The organism is Photobacterium sp. GB-210, assembly GCF_003026075.1.
GTDB lineage: Bacteria > Pseudomonadota > Gammaproteobacteria > Enterobacterales > Vibrionaceae > Photobacterium.
In genome coordinates this window covers 47,929-64,599 of sequence record NZ_PYNU01000023.1, presented here as the reverse complement: position 1 = coordinate 64,599, position 16,671 = coordinate 47,929, and the positions used below count along the sequence as shown (strand labels likewise).

Annotated in this window: 19 protein-coding genes; 4 read left to right on the top strand and 15 right to left on the bottom strand. The window is 40.4% G+C overall.

Annotation, left to right across the window (positions count from 1 at the left end):
* On the top strand, positions 1–371 hold a 371-nt coding region (locus C9J38_RS18650), incomplete at its 5' end, for a transposase (protein WP_199188069.1).
* Between the two features lie 230 nt (positions 372–601).
* Here the strand turns inward: C9J38_RS18650 and C9J38_RS18645 are convergent.
* From C9J38_RS18645 to C9J38_RS18570, 15 genes are all read right to left on the bottom strand, one after another.
* Entirely contained in the window at positions 602–1,231 is a 630-nt protein-coding gene (locus C9J38_RS18645) for a LysE family translocator (protein WP_107208392.1), read from the bottom strand.
* A 44-nt stretch (positions 1,232–1,275) separates the two neighbouring features.
* The gene (locus C9J38_RS18640; protein ID WP_107208391.1) at positions 1,276–1,698 is read right to left on the bottom strand and encodes a hypothetical protein; all 423 of its coding nucleotides are present in this window, start codon (positions 1,696–1,698) and stop codon (positions 1,276–1,278) included.
* A gap of 127 nt (positions 1,699–1,825) precedes the next feature.
* Positions 1,826–2,284 carry an isoprenylcysteine carboxylmethyltransferase family protein gene (locus tag C9J38_RS18635; RefSeq protein ID WP_233218533.1) on the bottom strand — a complete coding sequence of 153 codons (459 nt, stop codon included), beginning with the start codon at positions 2,282–2,284 and terminating at the stop codon, positions 1,826–1,828.
* A 549-nt stretch (positions 2,285–2,833) separates the two neighbouring features.
* On the bottom strand, positions 2,834–3,310 hold the full coding sequence (locus C9J38_RS18630; protein WP_199194434.1) for a GNAT family N-acetyltransferase: 477 nt from the start codon (positions 3,308–3,310) through the stop codon (positions 2,834–2,836).
* 204 nt (positions 3,311–3,514) lie between these two features.
* Positions 3,515–3,919, bottom strand: coding sequence for a DUF1801 domain-containing protein (locus tag C9J38_RS18625; RefSeq protein WP_107208389.1), 405 nt, complete (start codon positions 3,917–3,919; stop codon positions 3,515–3,517).
* 148 nt (positions 3,920–4,067) lie between these two features.
* Positions 4,068–4,451: a GFA family protein gene (locus C9J38_RS18620; RefSeq protein WP_045130267.1), complete on the bottom strand. Its 384-nt coding sequence runs from the start codon at positions 4,449–4,451 to the stop codon at positions 4,068–4,070.
* Between the two features lie 162 nt (positions 4,452–4,613).
* Positions 4,614–5,846 (bottom strand): hypothetical protein, encoded by a 1,233-nt coding sequence (locus C9J38_RS21825; protein WP_158259524.1) that lies wholly within the window; start codon positions 5,844–5,846, stop codon positions 4,614–4,616.
* A gap of 388 nt (positions 5,847–6,234) precedes the next feature.
* Positions 6,235–6,678 carry a flagellar export protein FliJ gene (fliJ, locus tag C9J38_RS18605; RefSeq protein ID WP_107208386.1) on the bottom strand — a complete coding sequence of 148 codons (444 nt, stop codon included), beginning with the start codon at positions 6,676–6,678 and terminating at the stop codon, positions 6,235–6,237.
* A gap of 37 nt (positions 6,679–6,715) precedes the next feature.
* Positions 6,716–8,065, bottom strand: a complete 1,350-nt coding sequence (gene fliI / locus C9J38_RS18600; RefSeq protein WP_107208385.1) for a flagellar protein export ATPase FliI — start codon at positions 8,063–8,065, stop codon at positions 6,716–6,718.
* Positions 8,043–8,840, bottom strand: coding sequence for a flagellar assembly protein FliH (gene fliH, locus C9J38_RS18595; RefSeq protein WP_107208384.1), 798 nt, complete (start codon positions 8,838–8,840; stop codon positions 8,043–8,045). The genes fliI and fliH overlap by 23 nt, the downstream gene beginning before the upstream one ends.
* Complete coding sequence (locus C9J38_RS18590) at positions 8,840–9,874, bottom strand: flagellar motor switch protein FliG (RefSeq protein ID WP_107208383.1); 1,035 nt, start codon at positions 9,872–9,874, stop codon at positions 8,840–8,842. The genes fliH and C9J38_RS18590 overlap by 1 nt, the downstream gene beginning before the upstream one ends.
* Positions 9,840–11,585, bottom strand: a complete 1,746-nt coding sequence (gene fliF, locus C9J38_RS18585) for a flagellar basal-body MS-ring/collar protein FliF (protein WP_107208382.1) — start codon at positions 11,583–11,585, stop codon at positions 9,840–9,842. The genes C9J38_RS18590 and fliF overlap by 35 nt, the downstream gene beginning before the upstream one ends.
* A gap of 3 nt (positions 11,586–11,588) precedes the next feature.
* The gene (locus tag C9J38_RS18580) at positions 11,589–11,960 is read right to left on the bottom strand and encodes a flagellar hook-basal body complex protein FliE (protein ID WP_107208381.1); all 372 of its coding nucleotides are present in this window, start codon (positions 11,958–11,960) and stop codon (positions 11,589–11,591) included.
* A gap of 12 nt (positions 11,961–11,972) precedes the next feature.
* Complete coding sequence (locus tag C9J38_RS18575; RefSeq protein ID WP_107208380.1) at positions 11,973–13,322, bottom strand: sigma-54 dependent transcriptional regulator; 1,350 nt, start codon at positions 13,320–13,322, stop codon at positions 11,973–11,975.
* On the bottom strand, positions 13,322–14,122 hold the full coding sequence (locus C9J38_RS18570) for an OmpA family protein (protein WP_233218532.1): 801 nt from the start codon (positions 14,120–14,122) through the stop codon (positions 13,322–13,324). The genes C9J38_RS18575 and C9J38_RS18570 overlap by 1 nt, the downstream gene beginning before the upstream one ends.
* A gap of 727 nt (positions 14,123–14,849) precedes the next feature.
* Between C9J38_RS18570 and C9J38_RS18565 the strand changes: the two genes are divergently transcribed.
* From C9J38_RS18565 to fliP, 3 genes are read left to right on the top strand one after another with little or no spacing between them, the layout of a single operon-like run.
* A complete protein-coding gene (locus C9J38_RS18565) occupies positions 14,850–15,497 on the top strand; it encodes a FliM/FliN family flagellar motor switch protein (RefSeq protein WP_233218531.1) in 648 nt (215 codons plus the stop codon).
* A gap of 2 nt (positions 15,498–15,499) precedes the next feature.
* On the top strand, positions 15,500–15,865 hold the full coding sequence (gene fliN, locus C9J38_RS18560) for a flagellar motor switch protein FliN (protein WP_107208378.1): 366 nt from the start codon (positions 15,500–15,502) through the stop codon (positions 15,863–15,865).
* Between the two features lie 3 nt (positions 15,866–15,868).
* Entirely contained in the window at positions 15,869–16,660 is a 792-nt protein-coding gene (gene fliP / locus C9J38_RS18555; protein WP_107208377.1) for a flagellar type III secretion system pore protein FliP, read from the top strand.
* Positions 16,661–16,671: the final 11 nt, after the last annotated feature.

Genomic DNA, 16,671 nt, shown 5'->3' with positions numbered 1-16,671 from the left:
TGTATTTATCGACATACCTTTATCGAGGGGTAATTGCGGATAAAGACATTCTGTATATCAATAATGAACAGGTGACATTTCGTTATAAAGATAGCCAAACTCAAACGATGAAGACACGCACGTTACCTGTGTTGCAATTTCTCTGGTTGATATTGCAACATGTGTTACCAAAAGGATTTCGTCGAATACGTGATTATGGTCTGCTGCGGGGTCATGAAAAGAAGCTGCTTCAAGCAATCCAATTTATGTTCATGATAGCCGGGCAACTAACGTTGCCCTCACCGAATAAAACGGTACGTATAAAAGCCCAACCCTTTTGCCCCTGCTGCCAACATGTCATGCAATTAACGGGAATATTTCGACCCAGATAACCGACGTTCAATAATAAGGATAATGGCTTTCACGCTTCATAATTAAAGAGGATTTTATTATAAATCAGAGTATTAAAATGATTGGTTCACACCAAGGATAACGTTCGACTTATTTTTGGCATCCCCCTTCATGATATTTCCAATATTTACTTATATAAGGTGGCTTGGGCTTGTCCAACACTTCGGATAGGTGTCGGCTTCGCGACACATATCCTTATTTGTTATATGCACTATTTATTGCTGCTTAAGGCTATCTTTGCACTTAAACCAATTAAGATTGTACCTGATACTCCTTCAAGTGTTCTTGAGTATTTCTGAGCTTTAGGACTACTAAACAAAATACTTCCTAAACTGGCATAGAACAAGTTACAACATGTTGCTAACAGACTAAATAACAAACCTAAAGTCAGCAACTCGCTTGTAGCATTAACTCCCGTTGGATCAATAAACTGAGGCAGGAATGCTAAAAAGAACATTGCGACTTTAGGGTTTAATACACTAACGATGGCGCCTTGCTTGAAAACATTACTTTGTTTTTCATCTGAAATTTCCACACAAATTTTAGAATTGTTACGGTAACAATTAATAATTGATATTACGCCAAGATAGAGTAAGTAAGCCGCACCTAAATACTTGATTATCGCAAATAAAAATGCAGAACTAAGAATTAATGCAGAAAGACCTAAAACAGCAGCTAATGTATGAATCAAATAACCAACACCTAAACCCAGTGAAGCTTTAATACCTGACTTCATTTTCCCTTTCATTGTATTCGTTACAATGTAAATTACATCAGGCCCAGGTATCAGGTTTATAGATAGAGCTGCAATTACAAACAATACTAAGGTGTTTATTTCCATTACGACAATACTCCGAGGTGCATATAACAGATAAGGATATGTGTTTACGCCCATTTTACTGACTTTGGCACTTCTTGCTTAAGGGCATAAACATGCCTAATCAACTGCCCTTCGTGCATTGATTCATGCTCAAGTAAGTCAACTAATAAATCATCTCTCTCCTCTGTCCAACTCTTTATGGTAGTAACCGCTTCTTCGAACTTGACCTCTGAAGACTTTAGCTTTGCTACGATATCAAGTAGGTTGTTAGTATTTTCAAGAGAGCAAGTAAAACCGTCCCACTTACCAACTAAGAGTGAACGTGCGTAACTTTCTCTTGCACCTACAATACACCACATGTGCTCACCAATTGATTTACTCTTTGGCACATCTAATTGTACCTCAAGCAGTGAGGGCTCAAGAGACTCAACTAATTCAAGCAGCGATTTGGAACGCTGACGGATATTCTTTAATACTGTGCTTCTCAATTCTCTAAATCCTCAATCTACACATAACGCCCGCTTAACGGGAATTTATGGCTTGGCTATAATTACGGAGCGTAGCGACGGGAGCCAAGCTGTAAATTTCCCGTTGAAGCGCTTGTTATGCTTACAATTACAGCCATCGTTTGACGTTATTTTTATAAGCAACATACTCATTACCAAAAGTAGATGTTAAAAAGGTTTCTTCTGGTGTTATTTGGTATTTATTCATGTAAAGAATAAACATAATTAGTATTAATAAGTTTATAGGGTTAGACAAAAGTAATGCGTACCCTAATAAAGTAGTAAACATACCGACATACATTGGATTTCGAGTGTAACCAAAAATACCAGTATTAACTAGGGTTGATACATTATCGGTGCTTACAGGGTTAACAGTTGTTTTGTGTTTTTTAAACGAATAAACACCTGCGAGGGCAAAGCTAATACCTAATACAATAAATAAGAAGCATAGTTCTAGTGCAAATGGGAAGTTTAAATTAAAGCTTGGTGTAATAAAGCTTATGAGCTTCATAAAGCCAGCAAATAAAAATGTAAGTAATAGAGGAGGAATTTTTTGTTCAAGTTTCACTGTATTTTCCTTGTAAGCATAACAGTATATTAATAAGCATTCTTACTTTCGCGCAAAAGTATACTCATAAAACACTTTTATTATACTCGACATAATCTTTATATATCATGAAGTTGATAGCACTTTTTTACATATAACGCTTTGTGAGGGGATGTGAAAAGTAAGAAATGTATTTAATCAGTCTTATTTAATACAATATAGAATGTTAAATTAATTAATTTTCAATCGGTTATGGATTTTATTCCTTTTTTAACAAGAAATATTTCTTATTAAAAACAGAACTCATGCGATAAAATCACCACGTGTCATTAAACTGTTTATATACACAGTAAACAAAGCTAATACAAAATCACGTTATCATAATATGAATGAGTATTTGTTCTAAGTAACTTTGGGGCTGATATGAGCTAGCCAAGAGAACTAGCCCATTGGACTGACATGCTTTTGATGGTATCTCAATTAGTGGTAAGTTGTGGTAGAAGAGTTACCACAACCGTAATTTGTGGTAAATGAATTACCTCAAGCCATTTGGGGGCAAAAATGAGTTTATTAAACGTGCTTTACCAGTGGCTTTTGCATTGGAATACAATCCAAACTAATGCCTCTTGGTGAATGATAGGTAGATAGTTTCTCCCCTATAAACCCATATGAACGATAGAAAGGCGCCGCATTTATCGTGGATTCTAATTTCAGCAACAATAGGCCGTTTTCTTTAGCCAAGTTTTCCAAAAAAGTAAGCATCTGCTTTGCCGCACCTATTCCACAGTACTCAGGATCAACAAAAATAGCATCAACCATACCGGTTTCGATATTGAGCTTACCACTACCAATAACGCGGCCATTAGTAACAGAAACATAGAAAGTTTTCATCACATCTTGAACGAATCCGTCAGACACTCCCCCATCAGTCCACAATGAAAGCTGTTCTTTACTGTAGTACGCTGAGCATTTATCTAAGATTGCGCGGCTTCTCAACGCATGAATTAAAACCGCATCTGCTTGAGTTGCTTTCCTTATTGTGATCACTAAACTTCTCCCTCGGTATTCACAGAATTCTCAATACAGTAACTAATTAATCTAAAGTTCAAACGTAAGAATGTGCGTGGGCAAATTAATATCAACTTGTTCAGGCTATATATAATTTAACGCAACTAATTTTATAGCCTGTTAACCGACAATAGAAACAAGCCCACAACGTATTATCTTTGTTTAATTACTTTGTTATATGTTCTAAGCACCTAACAAATCAAGGTGTTTTATCTTTTTGTAGCGTAATGCCATAGATATGCAGTGTGACAACTCTTTCGTTGGAACATGGTCGCCAAGCTTAAATATTAATGCCCGATTACCTTCGTACTCAAAGGTATTTCCGTATACCTCTTTAAAGGTATCAACTAAGGTTGTTTGGCAGTGGAAGTAAATACGATATTCATTTGGGGATTTGGGTTTCCAGTCATATCTAATAGTGCTTCCAATTTTAGAAATATAACTTGGCTCTCCCCACTTTAGTGTTTCGATTAAATCAGCAATCCCATGTTCATTTGCTGTATTTATGATAAGTGAACGAATAACTAACAGAGACTCTGTTACTTCATCAGGATACGTTTCAAATTTTTGTTTAACACTTAAATCCATTCGTTTGCTCCTATAAATAAGAACATATCACGCTTAATTAAAATATGGGCAGCACTACCCCATTACTTTAAGCACTAAAGTGTCACTAAAACAATGTATTGGAGTGTAACCTTATACACTTTCCTATAACACGCATAAATGTTTGCAGTTACAAGTTGATCGTATCTTTTGGGTGATTGATCCCATCGTAAATTTTGACGGGCTCCAAATCATAAGGATTAACGCCATCAAGACATGCAACATTAATTGCAAATTGATGGGGATTAGAACGTCTTTGATGATGAGTATAGATACCGCAAGTCTTACAGAAGTAATGTTTAGCCGTCTTTGTATTGAATTGATAAAGGGTCAAGTTATCTTCTCCCTTTATTATCTTTAGGTTTTCAAGTAATACAGAAGCAGCGATGGCACCACGTTTTCGACACATAGAACATGAACAACGACGAGGATCTTCTAATCCATTTGGCATCGTCAGCTCTAACTCAACAGCACCACAGTGACATTTTGCAATATGTATTTCTTTAATTTCCATTATTTAATCACCATGTCGATGCACCAACAGAACGACCAAGTTTATTGTGTAGTGAAGTAGTTGTAAGTACATTATTGGGCTTGTGAAAGACATTTACACTTTGCTGTAAATAAACCTCAGTCTTAATGTGAGACTGAGGTTTAATGCTTATATTACTGTGGATTATGGACAACTCACCACAGTCCAAAACCAAGACGTTGAACTTGGAATTTCCCAGCTACCCGGATTGTTCTTTGCCTGATAACAAATATTGTTATAAGTCACTGTATCTCCGTTTTTAACCTTTGTTGAACCCGGTATGAACTCAACAGCAGTTGTTGGTGGTAGAGGATCTGTTGGCTGCACAGGATCTGTTGGTGGTACAGGCTCTGTCGGTAGTTCAGGAGCAGTGGGTGGCGAAGGATTATCTATGCATTCAACCGCATCCCAAAACCATGACGCGTTACTTGGAACCTCCCAACTGCCAGGGCTATTTTTGGCTTGATAACACGGCCCATCATACGAATAGATCTCACCATTGATGACTTTGGTTTTTCCGGGGATAAATTCAACGACCTGTGCTGGTGTTTCGGGATCTGTGGGTATTTCAGGATCTGTTGGGGGATCAATAACTGTTGAATTACTCGATAGCAACTGCCAATCATCAAGGTAAGCAGATAGGTTATCGGTGCGGATACCGATAGTACCCTCAGTTAATAAATCATTGTTTACCGACAATAATTCGACACCATCTAGGGCCAACGTTAATTTATTACCTACCACAGAAAAGTGAATGTCATACCATTGACCAGCGGCAAGCTTCCCCTCTGTATTAAGGTAGTTTTTAACGCCATTGCTTAATTTGGTTTGAGCCAGAGTAGTGTATGAACCTTGGTATTTTACTTTAATCGTTACATTACCGTCATAACGAATAGAGCCTACATATAAATCATCAGATGTTTGGTAACGAGCAAACGCATGTAAGCCAGACCAAGCAGGTATAGTGCCGGAATTTTTCCATGCTTTAATGTACGCCCTATATTGATTCGTTTGGTCGGTGTACTTTATTTCATTGCCATTACTGTCTTTTCCTATCGCGACGACACGAAAGACTTTATCGTTCGTCCAACCTAACTTCCCACTATCCACAGATTTAGACTGTAAACATCCTGAAGTAACATCAAAATGATCGATGGCGCTTTTATTATTCGAACATTCTAGCTGCTGACTATTAGGGTAGCTTGAGAAATCTTCGCCTAACCACGTAAAATTTTCAGATGCCGAGCCACTAATATAAGGCCCTTCACTTTCAGGGTAGGCATCATAGAATGCAGTAGCCGAGTTACTTGTAGTAATTAAACAGAAGGTACCAATGTAGCTAAATATTTTTTTTAGTTTGAAATAATTTTTGATCATTGTTGTATCCTTACATGATTGTTATTTAATGGTTCGTAACCATACTCATCTGGCGACAACAGTCGATAACGATAACGATAGCAGTGCACTCCATCGCATTACTCGCTCACTAGAAACATCGCTTAGCATATTAACCGTTAAATATATCAATCAGCACTTTGCACAACGGTTCAAGCGTTATTTAGGGAGCGTGATTAAAATTAATCGTCATTGATTACATTTTTAGAGTGTAAGAATGAGGTATAAAATGCGATTGGGGAGTATTGCTGACGAGATAAAAACTTTTAATAATAAGCGATAAAGAGGATATAACTAGAAATCAAAGTATTAAATTTGTTGATTAGCAGCTCATATACATTTTCAATAATATCTCCTTATAGTGAGCACTTCAGACCTTCCGCTTTTTATGCCGCAAGTTAATCAACTCTTCTAATTGCTTTTGCTCTTTACGGGCTTGTTCGTATTGTTGTTTGGCAAGCCAGCGTTTTTTTACTTCTTCAAAGCGTTTAACTTGTTGATTACTTGCTTGTAATTGCTGCTCACTGTGATCACATTCCGCACTCATGATCGCTTGCTCATGCTGATGATGATCAATCATGGTCGTTAACTGTGACGTTAATTGATTGCTGTTATTAAGCATCGCACTGTTAATCGCAGAGCCGTGTGTTTGTTCAGCCCCCATATAATGCTGTTTTAGCTGGCTTAATAACTGTAGTTGTTGCTGATAATTATCCACTTGCCGGCGCTGCTGCTGGTAAATAGCACTGAGTTTATCGCGCTTTTGCTCTGATAATCGTTGTAATTGCTCAACAGCTTTGACTGGCAAATTCATGGTTTATTCTTGCTCCATTTCCTAAAACACGGTGTGGCTATGGTGCTGACGGACTGGATTGATTGACTGAAAACAAGTTAGCTAATTGGGTTAGGCTCGCTTGGTAATCACAGTGTTCAGTCACAGGCTGCTGCAAAAACTGTTTAAGCTGGGGTTGCATCATTACCGCTTGATCTAATTCAGGATCTTGTCCTTGTTGATAGCCACCTAATGGAAGTAGCTCTTTTACTTGCTGATAATTCGCATTTAACTGTCTAAATTGATTCGCAACGGTGACATGGGCTTGCTCAGTACAATTGCTCATACATCGACTGATGGAAGCATTAATATCAATGGCTGGATAATGCCCTTGCTCTGCCAATGTGCGAGATAGCACAATATGACCGTCTAAAATGGCACGAGCAGAGTCCACTACCGGATCTTGCTGATCGTCCCCTTCTGCTAACACGGTATAAATTGCAGTTAAACTGCCATTGGGATTCTCTCCGTTACCAGCACGTTCAAGTAATTGTGGCAATAAACTAAATACTGACGGTGGATAACCCCGAGAAGCTGGCGGCTCTCCTAGTGCGAGTGCAATTTCACGCTGCGCCATCGCATATCGGGTCAATGAGTCCATCAGTAGCAGTACATCTTTGCCTTGATCACGAAAGTATTCGGCAACGCGGTGACAAAGCTTGGTCGCTCGTAAACGCATGAGTGGTGATTCATCAGCTGGCGCGGCGATGATCACTGCACGTTTTCGTCCTTCCTCACCTAAGCTACGCTCAATGAATTCACGGACTTCTCGACCACGTTCACCAATCAGCCCCACCACAATAATATCGGCGGCAGTGTATTTGGTGATCATCCCCATTAAGACACTTTTACCTACGCCACTGCCCGCCATTAAGCCAATGCGCTGACCTTTACCAACAGTCAGTAAACCATTAATCGCTTTAATACCAACATCTAATGGTGATTCAACTGGCTGGCGTTTCATTGGGTTAATAGGCTTTGGTTCTAACGATAAACATTCACCACCTTGTAGCGGTGAACCATTATCTAGCGGCTCTCCTAACCCATTAACAACTCGTCCAATCCACTTGTGGCTCACATTCACTGTACTGCCACCTTGCATCGGGATCACCTTTGCACCTGCGTATAATCCACCGAGTTGGCGAACTGGCATTAAATACGCAATATTGTGATCAAAACCGACCACTTGTGCTTCAATCTGCTCACCATCATCAGCGACGATTAAGCAACGTTGATCAAGTTTAAAACGACACCCCACGGCTTGTAGCATTAAGCCATTCACTTTTACTAACCGCCCCGTGACCCGTGCAATAGGCACACTATCAAGAGCGGCAAGGGCGGTTAAACTATCCGCTTGAAGACGATTCATGCTGATCTCCTTGTTCAACACGGATTGGGGTATCTAACGGGTGATTCTGCTCAACTAAATGTTGCTGCACATTCTCGATACAGGCTTCTAGTCGCGCATCACACCCCACATCGGCTTCTGCGTTATCGGTTATCAGCTGACAACCACCGACGGGTAATGTGGGATTAGCAATCAGCTTCCAAGACTCAGGTAAGCTCTTATTGATGGTATGGATCCGATCAATATCTTGTGGGTTAAGTTCAATGATGATTTTTTCTGTTTTACCCGGAATCGCATCCAGTGCTTCTTCTACTAGAGCGAGAATTTGTTGTGGCATCAATGTCAGTTCAGCGCGGATAACCTGTTGCGACACTTTTTGTACCAAGTCGCAAATAAGCTGACGTTGTTGTTTGTCTTTTTCTTGTTGCCATTGTTCTAATTCAAACAAGATTTTCTCAACTGGTTTTACTGCTTGGCTAAAGATCTCTCGCCCTGCTTGTTCACCTTGTCCGTAACCTTGTTGAAAACCGTCTTTTTGCCCTTCTATAACACCTTGATCACGACCTTGCACAACGCCTTGGTTAAATCCTTCGTCATAGCCTTTGTTTAGCCCTTGTTGAAAGCCTTCATCCAATTTTTGTTGTAATTCAAACTGGCTGTCTTGCCAATTAATCGCAGGATCAACATCGCCTAATTCATCATTAAAACCATGATTTACTGGCTCTGCCACAGGAGGAAAACGATGAGGCCGATATTGCCCCGGTGATAACTGATGTATTTTTACTTTCTTCATCATTACTCCACCGTCATTTCCTGATAGAGCTGAAGATCAATTTCACCATTTTCTGCCAGCTCACGCACTTGATCCATAATGGCAGTTCGGGCGCGTTCTACCTCACTCACAGGTACTGCACCTTTTAGCGCCATTTCATCTTCTAGGGATTTCACCATACGCTGTGGCATTGAACGTTTAATCGCTTGTTGTAAGCTGATCTCAGCACCTTTTAACGCAATCACCCACGTCGCAACAGGGATTTCTTGCACCAATCTATCCATGGTCGATTCTTTCTGGCGACCAAGCACCATAAAGTCAAACATGTTGGTTTCAATTTCGTGCACCATGTCTTCATCATGCAAACGGAGTAATTCCATTAATTGGCCGCGATCACCTTCGAAACGGTTGATAATATCGGCAACTTGCTTAGTTCCTAAAATAGGTGCATTTTGCGCTTGTGACATATGAGCAATGCAACGTTCAATCAAATCATGTAAGTCAGCGGCAACATCATGATCTATTTCATCAAGTTGCGCGATGCGATATAGCAGCTCGTCATGATAATCCACTGGCATTTTCGCCAACACTTTCGATGAGGTTTCTGGCGGTAAATAGGCTAAGAATATTGCCTGCATTTGTGGGTGCTCTTGGCTAACGTATTTAGCCAATAATTCTGCATCCACCCATTGCAATCGCTGCATGTTGTTACGTAATTCATCACCATAAATGTTATTAAGTAACCCTTTGGCTAAATCATTACCCAACGCTTTACGCAAAGTATTTGAAAGGTATTCTTTCGATGCGCCACGAATACCACTGTGCGCACGAAAATCTTCAAAAAAGTGCTGAATTACCCCTTTCGCACTATCACTTTGAATACCACTTAATGCCGCCATCGAACGGGTCACACGCTGCACTTCATCACGGGTAAAGTGCTTCAATACCTCCGCGGCGGCATCTTCTCCCATTCCCAACAATACGACGGCTGTTTTATCAACATAAGTCAGTGCAGGGGTTTTACTATCCGTCTGATTTTTTGTTTGTGATTGACTCATTAACATTCACCCATTGTTTTAAGACTTCAGCAACACGCTCTGGCTCTTCGGTTGAAATAAGCTGTAAGTGTTTAAGTTGGATTTCTAATGGCGAGCCCTGTGGTGGCAGCAAATCATTGTTGGCACTAAAGGCGTTATTCGTTCCGTTTATCCCTTTCGCGGCTAAACGCTCATTTAACGTTTCTTCGTGTTCTTGCTCTTCGCGAGTTTGCAGACTTTCATCGTAAGAGTGCGCCATACCTTCTTCCGCAAAAGTTAACTCATCACGTCGACGATCTAATCCTGTTAAATGACTTATAAGCGGTCTTAGCACAAAAAAGATCATCGATAAGCCGAGAATACCGCCGATCATGTAGCGTAGTGGTTGTTGAACGGTTGGATCTTGCCACCACGGAATAGCAGGAGGCGCATCAATTGCAATCGGTGTGAAGTTGAAACTTAAAATACTCAAACTGTCACCACGAGCAGCGCTGATCCCTACCGCATCTTTGATCATATTGCTAATTTGCTGTGTTTCCGCTTCTGTCCATGCTTTACCATTTGGTGCAGCAGTAGAATTAAGTAACACAGAGACATTGAGTTTATTTAATTTGCCTTGTTGATATTGGGTATGACGAACACTGCTGCCTAACGCATATTGACGATTGATTTCCGTTCGTTCATTGGTGTTTTTACTGTCTTTGTTCTCTTCTTCGCCAGTAATGGGTGGCTTGTTACTTAATGAACCCGGTACACCTAAAGCAATATTATCAATACTGTTATTTTCAATACGGTGCTCGTTTTTCACTACAGGCGTTGAATCAACCACCTCTTTGGTTTCTTGGACATGGCTAAAATCAAGATCAGCGGCGACTTGCACGCGGTAATTACTTGGTCCGACAATCGGCGTTAGCATATCAGCGGCACGTTGGATCACCTGCTTTTCGAGATTCTTCTGATAATCGAGGTATTTAGCATTCACTTTACCCATTTCAGTCGAGCCAACATCAGCACTGAGTAAACGCCCATACTGATCAACAACTGACACATTTTCTGTCTTCATTCCTGTCACACTGCCAGTAACAAGGTTAATGATGGCTTCAACTTGCTCAGTTTTTAGATCTTCACCCGGTTTTAGCTCAACCATTACTGACGCTGTTGGCGCTTCCGCATTGTGGCGAACAAATAAGGTTTTTCGTGGAATGGCTAAGTGAACGCGGGCATTAGCAATAGCATCAAGGGCAATAATAGTACGCACTAACTCGCCTTCCAATCCATGACGGTAACGTGCGGTTTCCATGAACTGGCTGGTGCCTAACGACGAATCTTCTTTTAATGAATCAAGCCCTGTCGGTAACTTGGCTTTGATCCCTTTTGCTGCCAGTAACATCCTAATTTTTGCGACCTCACCTTCTGCCACCAGCACTTGTCCGTTGGCTTCTTGTAGGCGGTAAGGGATCCCTTCTGTTTCTAATACCGAGATGATTTCACCGCTATCAAAACGTTCTTGCTGCCCATATAACGGGCGGTAATTTTGACTTGAACTCCATAGCGCTACCACAATAATGGCAGCGACAATTGCAGCAAGCACAGCAGATAAGACCAAATTGCGCTGACTACTATGCCAAAGATTTTTAAGGTTATTAATATACGGATTTGACGACAATCCACTGCTCGCAGTTGAACCTGTTGCCGTATTTGTCATCGATGGTTGGGCAATGATTTCAGACATAAGTTACACCGGCATCTTCATAACATCTTCAAAGGACGCAACCACTTTATTACGCACTTGCATGAGGGCAGAAAAAGATAAACTGGCTTTTTGGCTTGCCACCATCGCGCCTACTAAGTCGTCACTTTTCCCCAATTCAACCGCTGTCACTTTGTCACTGGCGATTTTTTGATGTTGATTAACGGTGTTTAAAACACCTGTCATAGCTTGCGAAAATGACAATGGCGAAGCGGCAAACTGTGTATTGGTTGCGTCGACCTGCATCAGATTAGGTTTTACGATGAAATCAGCTTGAGTGCGTTGCTGCATCTGCTGCATTTTATCAAGCATGAGTTGTTCAGATGATACAGACGGTAGCGAATTATTTGTGCTCATTTAACTCTCCTTTTATGCCGCAGAACCTAATACAGCATCGATGTCTATTCCCTGTTCACGCATCGCGGCTAACTTGTAACGCAGTGCGCGAGTAGTAACGCCCAATTGCTGAGCCGTCTTGGTTCGGTTACCACCGAATTGTTTAAGAATTTTGATAATGTATTGAAATTCTGCCATTTTCTTCGCTTCTACCCGACCATTCCCTCCCTCCGTTTGAGGTAAAGATGGCGCAGCATTAGGATCAATTGGCAACATTAAATCTTGTGCGGTAATGAAATCACCATGACGCATCACCAAGGCTCGTTGCATGACATTTTCTAACTCTCGGATATTGCCCGGCCAGTGATATTTAGACAGTGCAAAACACGCATCTTCCGACAACTGGCACGCACTTCCCATTTGATATTTATTGATGAAAAATCGCGCCAGAGGAAGAATATCAGCGCTTCGATCTCGCAGTGATGGCCAATGCAACGGCAGCACATCTAAACGGTAATAAAGATCTTCTCGGAACGTCCCTTTTTGAATTTCTACACGAAGATCTTTATTGGTTGACGCTATGACGCGAATATCCAATGGAACGGTTTTATGACTCCCCACTTTTTCGACTTCACGCTCTTGCAACACACGCAATAATTTAGCTTGAAGACTGGGTGACATTTCAGCGATTTCATCTAATAAAATCGTACCACCATTGGCTTCTTCAAATTTACCGGTTTGCGTTTGTGTCGCGCCAGTAAACGCCCCTTTCACATGACCAAACAACACTGCTTCGAGCATGGATTCAGGAATAGCGGCACAGTTAACGGCAACAAAAGGCGCATTTGAACGCGAAGAATGTTGGTGCACATATTGCGCTAATACTTCTTTCCCGGTGCCAGATTCACCGGTGATCAATACGGTCGCGTTTGTCCCTGCCGCACGGTGTGCTAACTGCAACACTTGCTTGCTACGCCATGATTCCACCACGATATTGGTTAAGGGTTTATCTAGTGCTTCAACGCGCGCGAGTAAGCCCAGTAACTGTTCAGATTCAAAAGGACGTAGTAAATAATCGGTTGCGCCTGCTTTCATTGCATCCGCCGCCATCATTCCTTGCGCCTGATCGACAATAGCAATAGAAATAGGTGTGGAAGCACGGTTAGTCGCGACAGTTTTTTGATGGAATTGACGTATAAAATCAGTCAGTGAGATATCTGTAATATGCGAGCTGACCAAAGTAATGGCTGAGCGAGATTGATATAACGCAGCACGTCCAGAAGTGAAGTGATTAACGCTATAACCTTTACCTTCAAGCACAGCAATAATTTGGTTTGCTGCACTTAAATTTGGCTCGACTAATTGAATATTGTTAGGCTGCATTAGCTACCCTTCCTTTTTACTGCATCTTCCTTGCGAATAGCGCGAATAGTCACGCGACGATTTTTAGCTTTTCCATCTTGGGTATTGTTGTTGGCAACAGGATAGCGAGAACCATGAGAGCGAATTTCCATCAGCGATGAACGCACACCGTTTTCACGCAGAATGCTGGCTACATCGTCAGCACGAATTTTTGAAATCTGTAAATTGGCAACATTGGAGCCAACATTGTCTGTATGCCCATCAATCAATACACGTTTGACATTTTTGTCATGTTTTAAATAACTCGCTAAATCAGCCAAGATTTGTTTTTGTGATGAACTGACCACACGTTGACCTAACTTAAATTGCAATACTACGTCTCTCGCATCTTGGTATGCCATTGCAGGTAACTTGGCTCGACACAAATTAAAATCAGCCATTGCATGAGCCATATTCACTGAAGGGACTGTTACATCAAACGTGTTGTTTTGGTTCGACGATGACAGCCTTACTCCTAACCAATTACCTTGCGCCATGGCTTCAAGTAACAGTTCAATATCAGTATAAAAAGAGACTTGTCCTGATTTTTTATCTAAATCCACCTCATCGACTGTGATAGGTGCGGTATTCAATGCCCAAGGTGACTGTACTTGGCTCAATATGGCACGCTCATAAGGCGGTTTTACATGGTAGCTTTGTACCTGTATACCAAGTGGCTGCTTAGGTTTCGCAACGAAGGTAATTGCCCCAAATTGGCTAATGGTTTGACTCAATGAACAACTAAATTTATCGCCTTTATATTCCCACGAAACAAGATCCATCGGTAAAAATAACTCTTTAGCGACAGAACTCATGGAAAAGAATAAAGAAATAAAAATCGAATATATAAATATAATTGCATATTTTATGAGTGTCATAATAAGCATTCACCTCTACCTATTAATCACATGATTTATTATAGCCAAAAAATCTTATGGCGATTTTATATTTAACCCTAATATTCTAACGCTTGAATATATCTATTTAATAACCATAGAAAACAAGTCGAATAAATATTATTTGACGCTCTTGATGGCATTTTTTTGACGTTTGTATTAACGATTTAATGTCATACTAAAGTCTAATATTATTCCATTATTAATCATAAGTTTAGCAACACACTTCTATTTGATTTAACTTCATCATAATCGAAGTTTTTTAAATTTAAACATTAAAACAATTTTTATTTCATCGAATACTAATGCTATGAACTAAAGTCACATTTTTGCTCTTAAAAATTTTTAATTTATATCTTCATAGTTATAAACGCGATAAACATATTTATATATTACGAATAAACATCAACTACACTTTGTTTTTACCCTCTTAACTATGATAACTATGGAATATATAAAATCAGATTTTGACAATAGATATCCCATATTGAATGTGGAATTGCTAGGAAAACCTATTCATATAATCAAAGATGAATTAGCTAATATTTTAAGTAATTCATTACTGGGATTAACTGACCAAATACAAAAGTGGGTGAAAACCCATGAACTGACGATGTCGGTTACTAGTATTGATTTTCAATCGCCAAAACAGGGACAACATGCGGCATTTACGGTGGCCCATAATGACGGGGGTATGATGAATTTTCGCTGTTCTGCACCCTTGCTCATTGTACTCGCCGATCGCTTTTATCACTCATCTGTAAATCGTCTTAATAGTGCTAAAAGTCAAACGATTACAACGAGTGATTTGCGGTTACAAGAACGCATAGGACGACTTTTTTCAGCCCAGATAGCACCAGAAAATATGTGGCAAACCTGTGATAATTCACTATCAGATGATATCGGCTTAGTCATTCAACTTTCCGTTACCTGCGAAGAGACGATTGGCGACATCATCATCTGTATTGATTCCGCATTAATTCAAACATTAACCAGTGTTATTGGCTTACAACCCACATCTGAACTTAATGCACTCTTTAGTCAGCAACTTGAATCGACCAAGGTCAAACTCAATACAGTTTTATGTGAAAGACAGATGCCTTTAGACCAAGTATTGCAGCTAAAGCCCGGTGACATCTTTGATATTGATTTACTGCAATCCTCTCCGATCAGTATTGGTCAAGAGCATTTATTTAACGGCCATGTCGCAGAGCAAAACGGCCAACTTGTTTTAATCATCAACACCAGTAAGGACACATAAGCATGAGCGATATTAACGAATCCGACCTATTTAATGGTGATGACCTCAATTTCGACGATCTTCAGTTAGAACAATTTGATGAAACACCTCAACTTAATAGCAGCATGTCGCAACGTAGCTTAAGTTTTTTCAAAAAGATCCCCGTGACTGTGACTCTTGAGGTCTCAAGCACAGAAATCTCATTAGGTGAGTTAATGAAAGCCGGTGAAGGCAGTGTGATTGAGCTAGATAAACTCAACGGTGAACCGCTTGATGTGAAAGTGAATGGGTCACTGATGGGCCATGCCGAAGTGGTTGTGATCAATGATAAATATGGCCTACGGCTAATTGATGTCGTCGAATCACCTCTTAACACCATGGATAGTTAAAAAATGATCGATCAGGGATACCGCTTGCTGATAACAACATCTCAACAGCGCCATTGTCTGTATTTACTCACTTTGCTACTTATTGCGCTCGGCGTACTGTTTTCTTCGAGCGCAGAAGCCAATAGTGGGCTGAACTTCTTGACCGTTACAGATGATCAAGGCGAGCAAGAATACAGTGTAAAATTACAAATCTTGTTGTTAATGACAGCACTGAGTTTTATCCCTGCCTTTCTGCTAATGGCGACCAGTTTTACCCGCATCATTATCGTACTTTCTATTTTGCGCCAAGCACTGGGTTTACAGCAGAGCCCGCCAAATAGAATACTGGTGGGTATCGCGCTCTCTTTAACAATTTTGATCATGCGTCCGGTCTGGACGGATGTCTACGATAATGCTTTTGTCCCTTATGACAACGGTGATATTACCCTTTTACAAGCCTTTGATACTGCCGAAAAACCCGTTCGTGATTTCATGCTAAAACAAACCCATCAAAGTGCTTTAGAGCAGATGATGCGAATTGCTAACGAACCATTAGACCAAGATGTGGAAGATATTTCGTTTGCTATCGTGTTACCTGCTTTTGTGATCAGTGAGCTTAAAACAGCGTTTCAAATTGGTTTTATGTTGTTCATTCCTTTTTTGATCATCGATCTCGTGGTTGCCAGTGTCTTGATGGCTATGGGTATGATGATGCTGTCACCGCTGATTATTTCTCTCCCTTTCAAATTAATTGTGTTTGTACTCGCTGATGGCTGGACCATGACGGTCGGATCGCTATCTGCCAGCTTTGGATAAAAAAGAAAGGA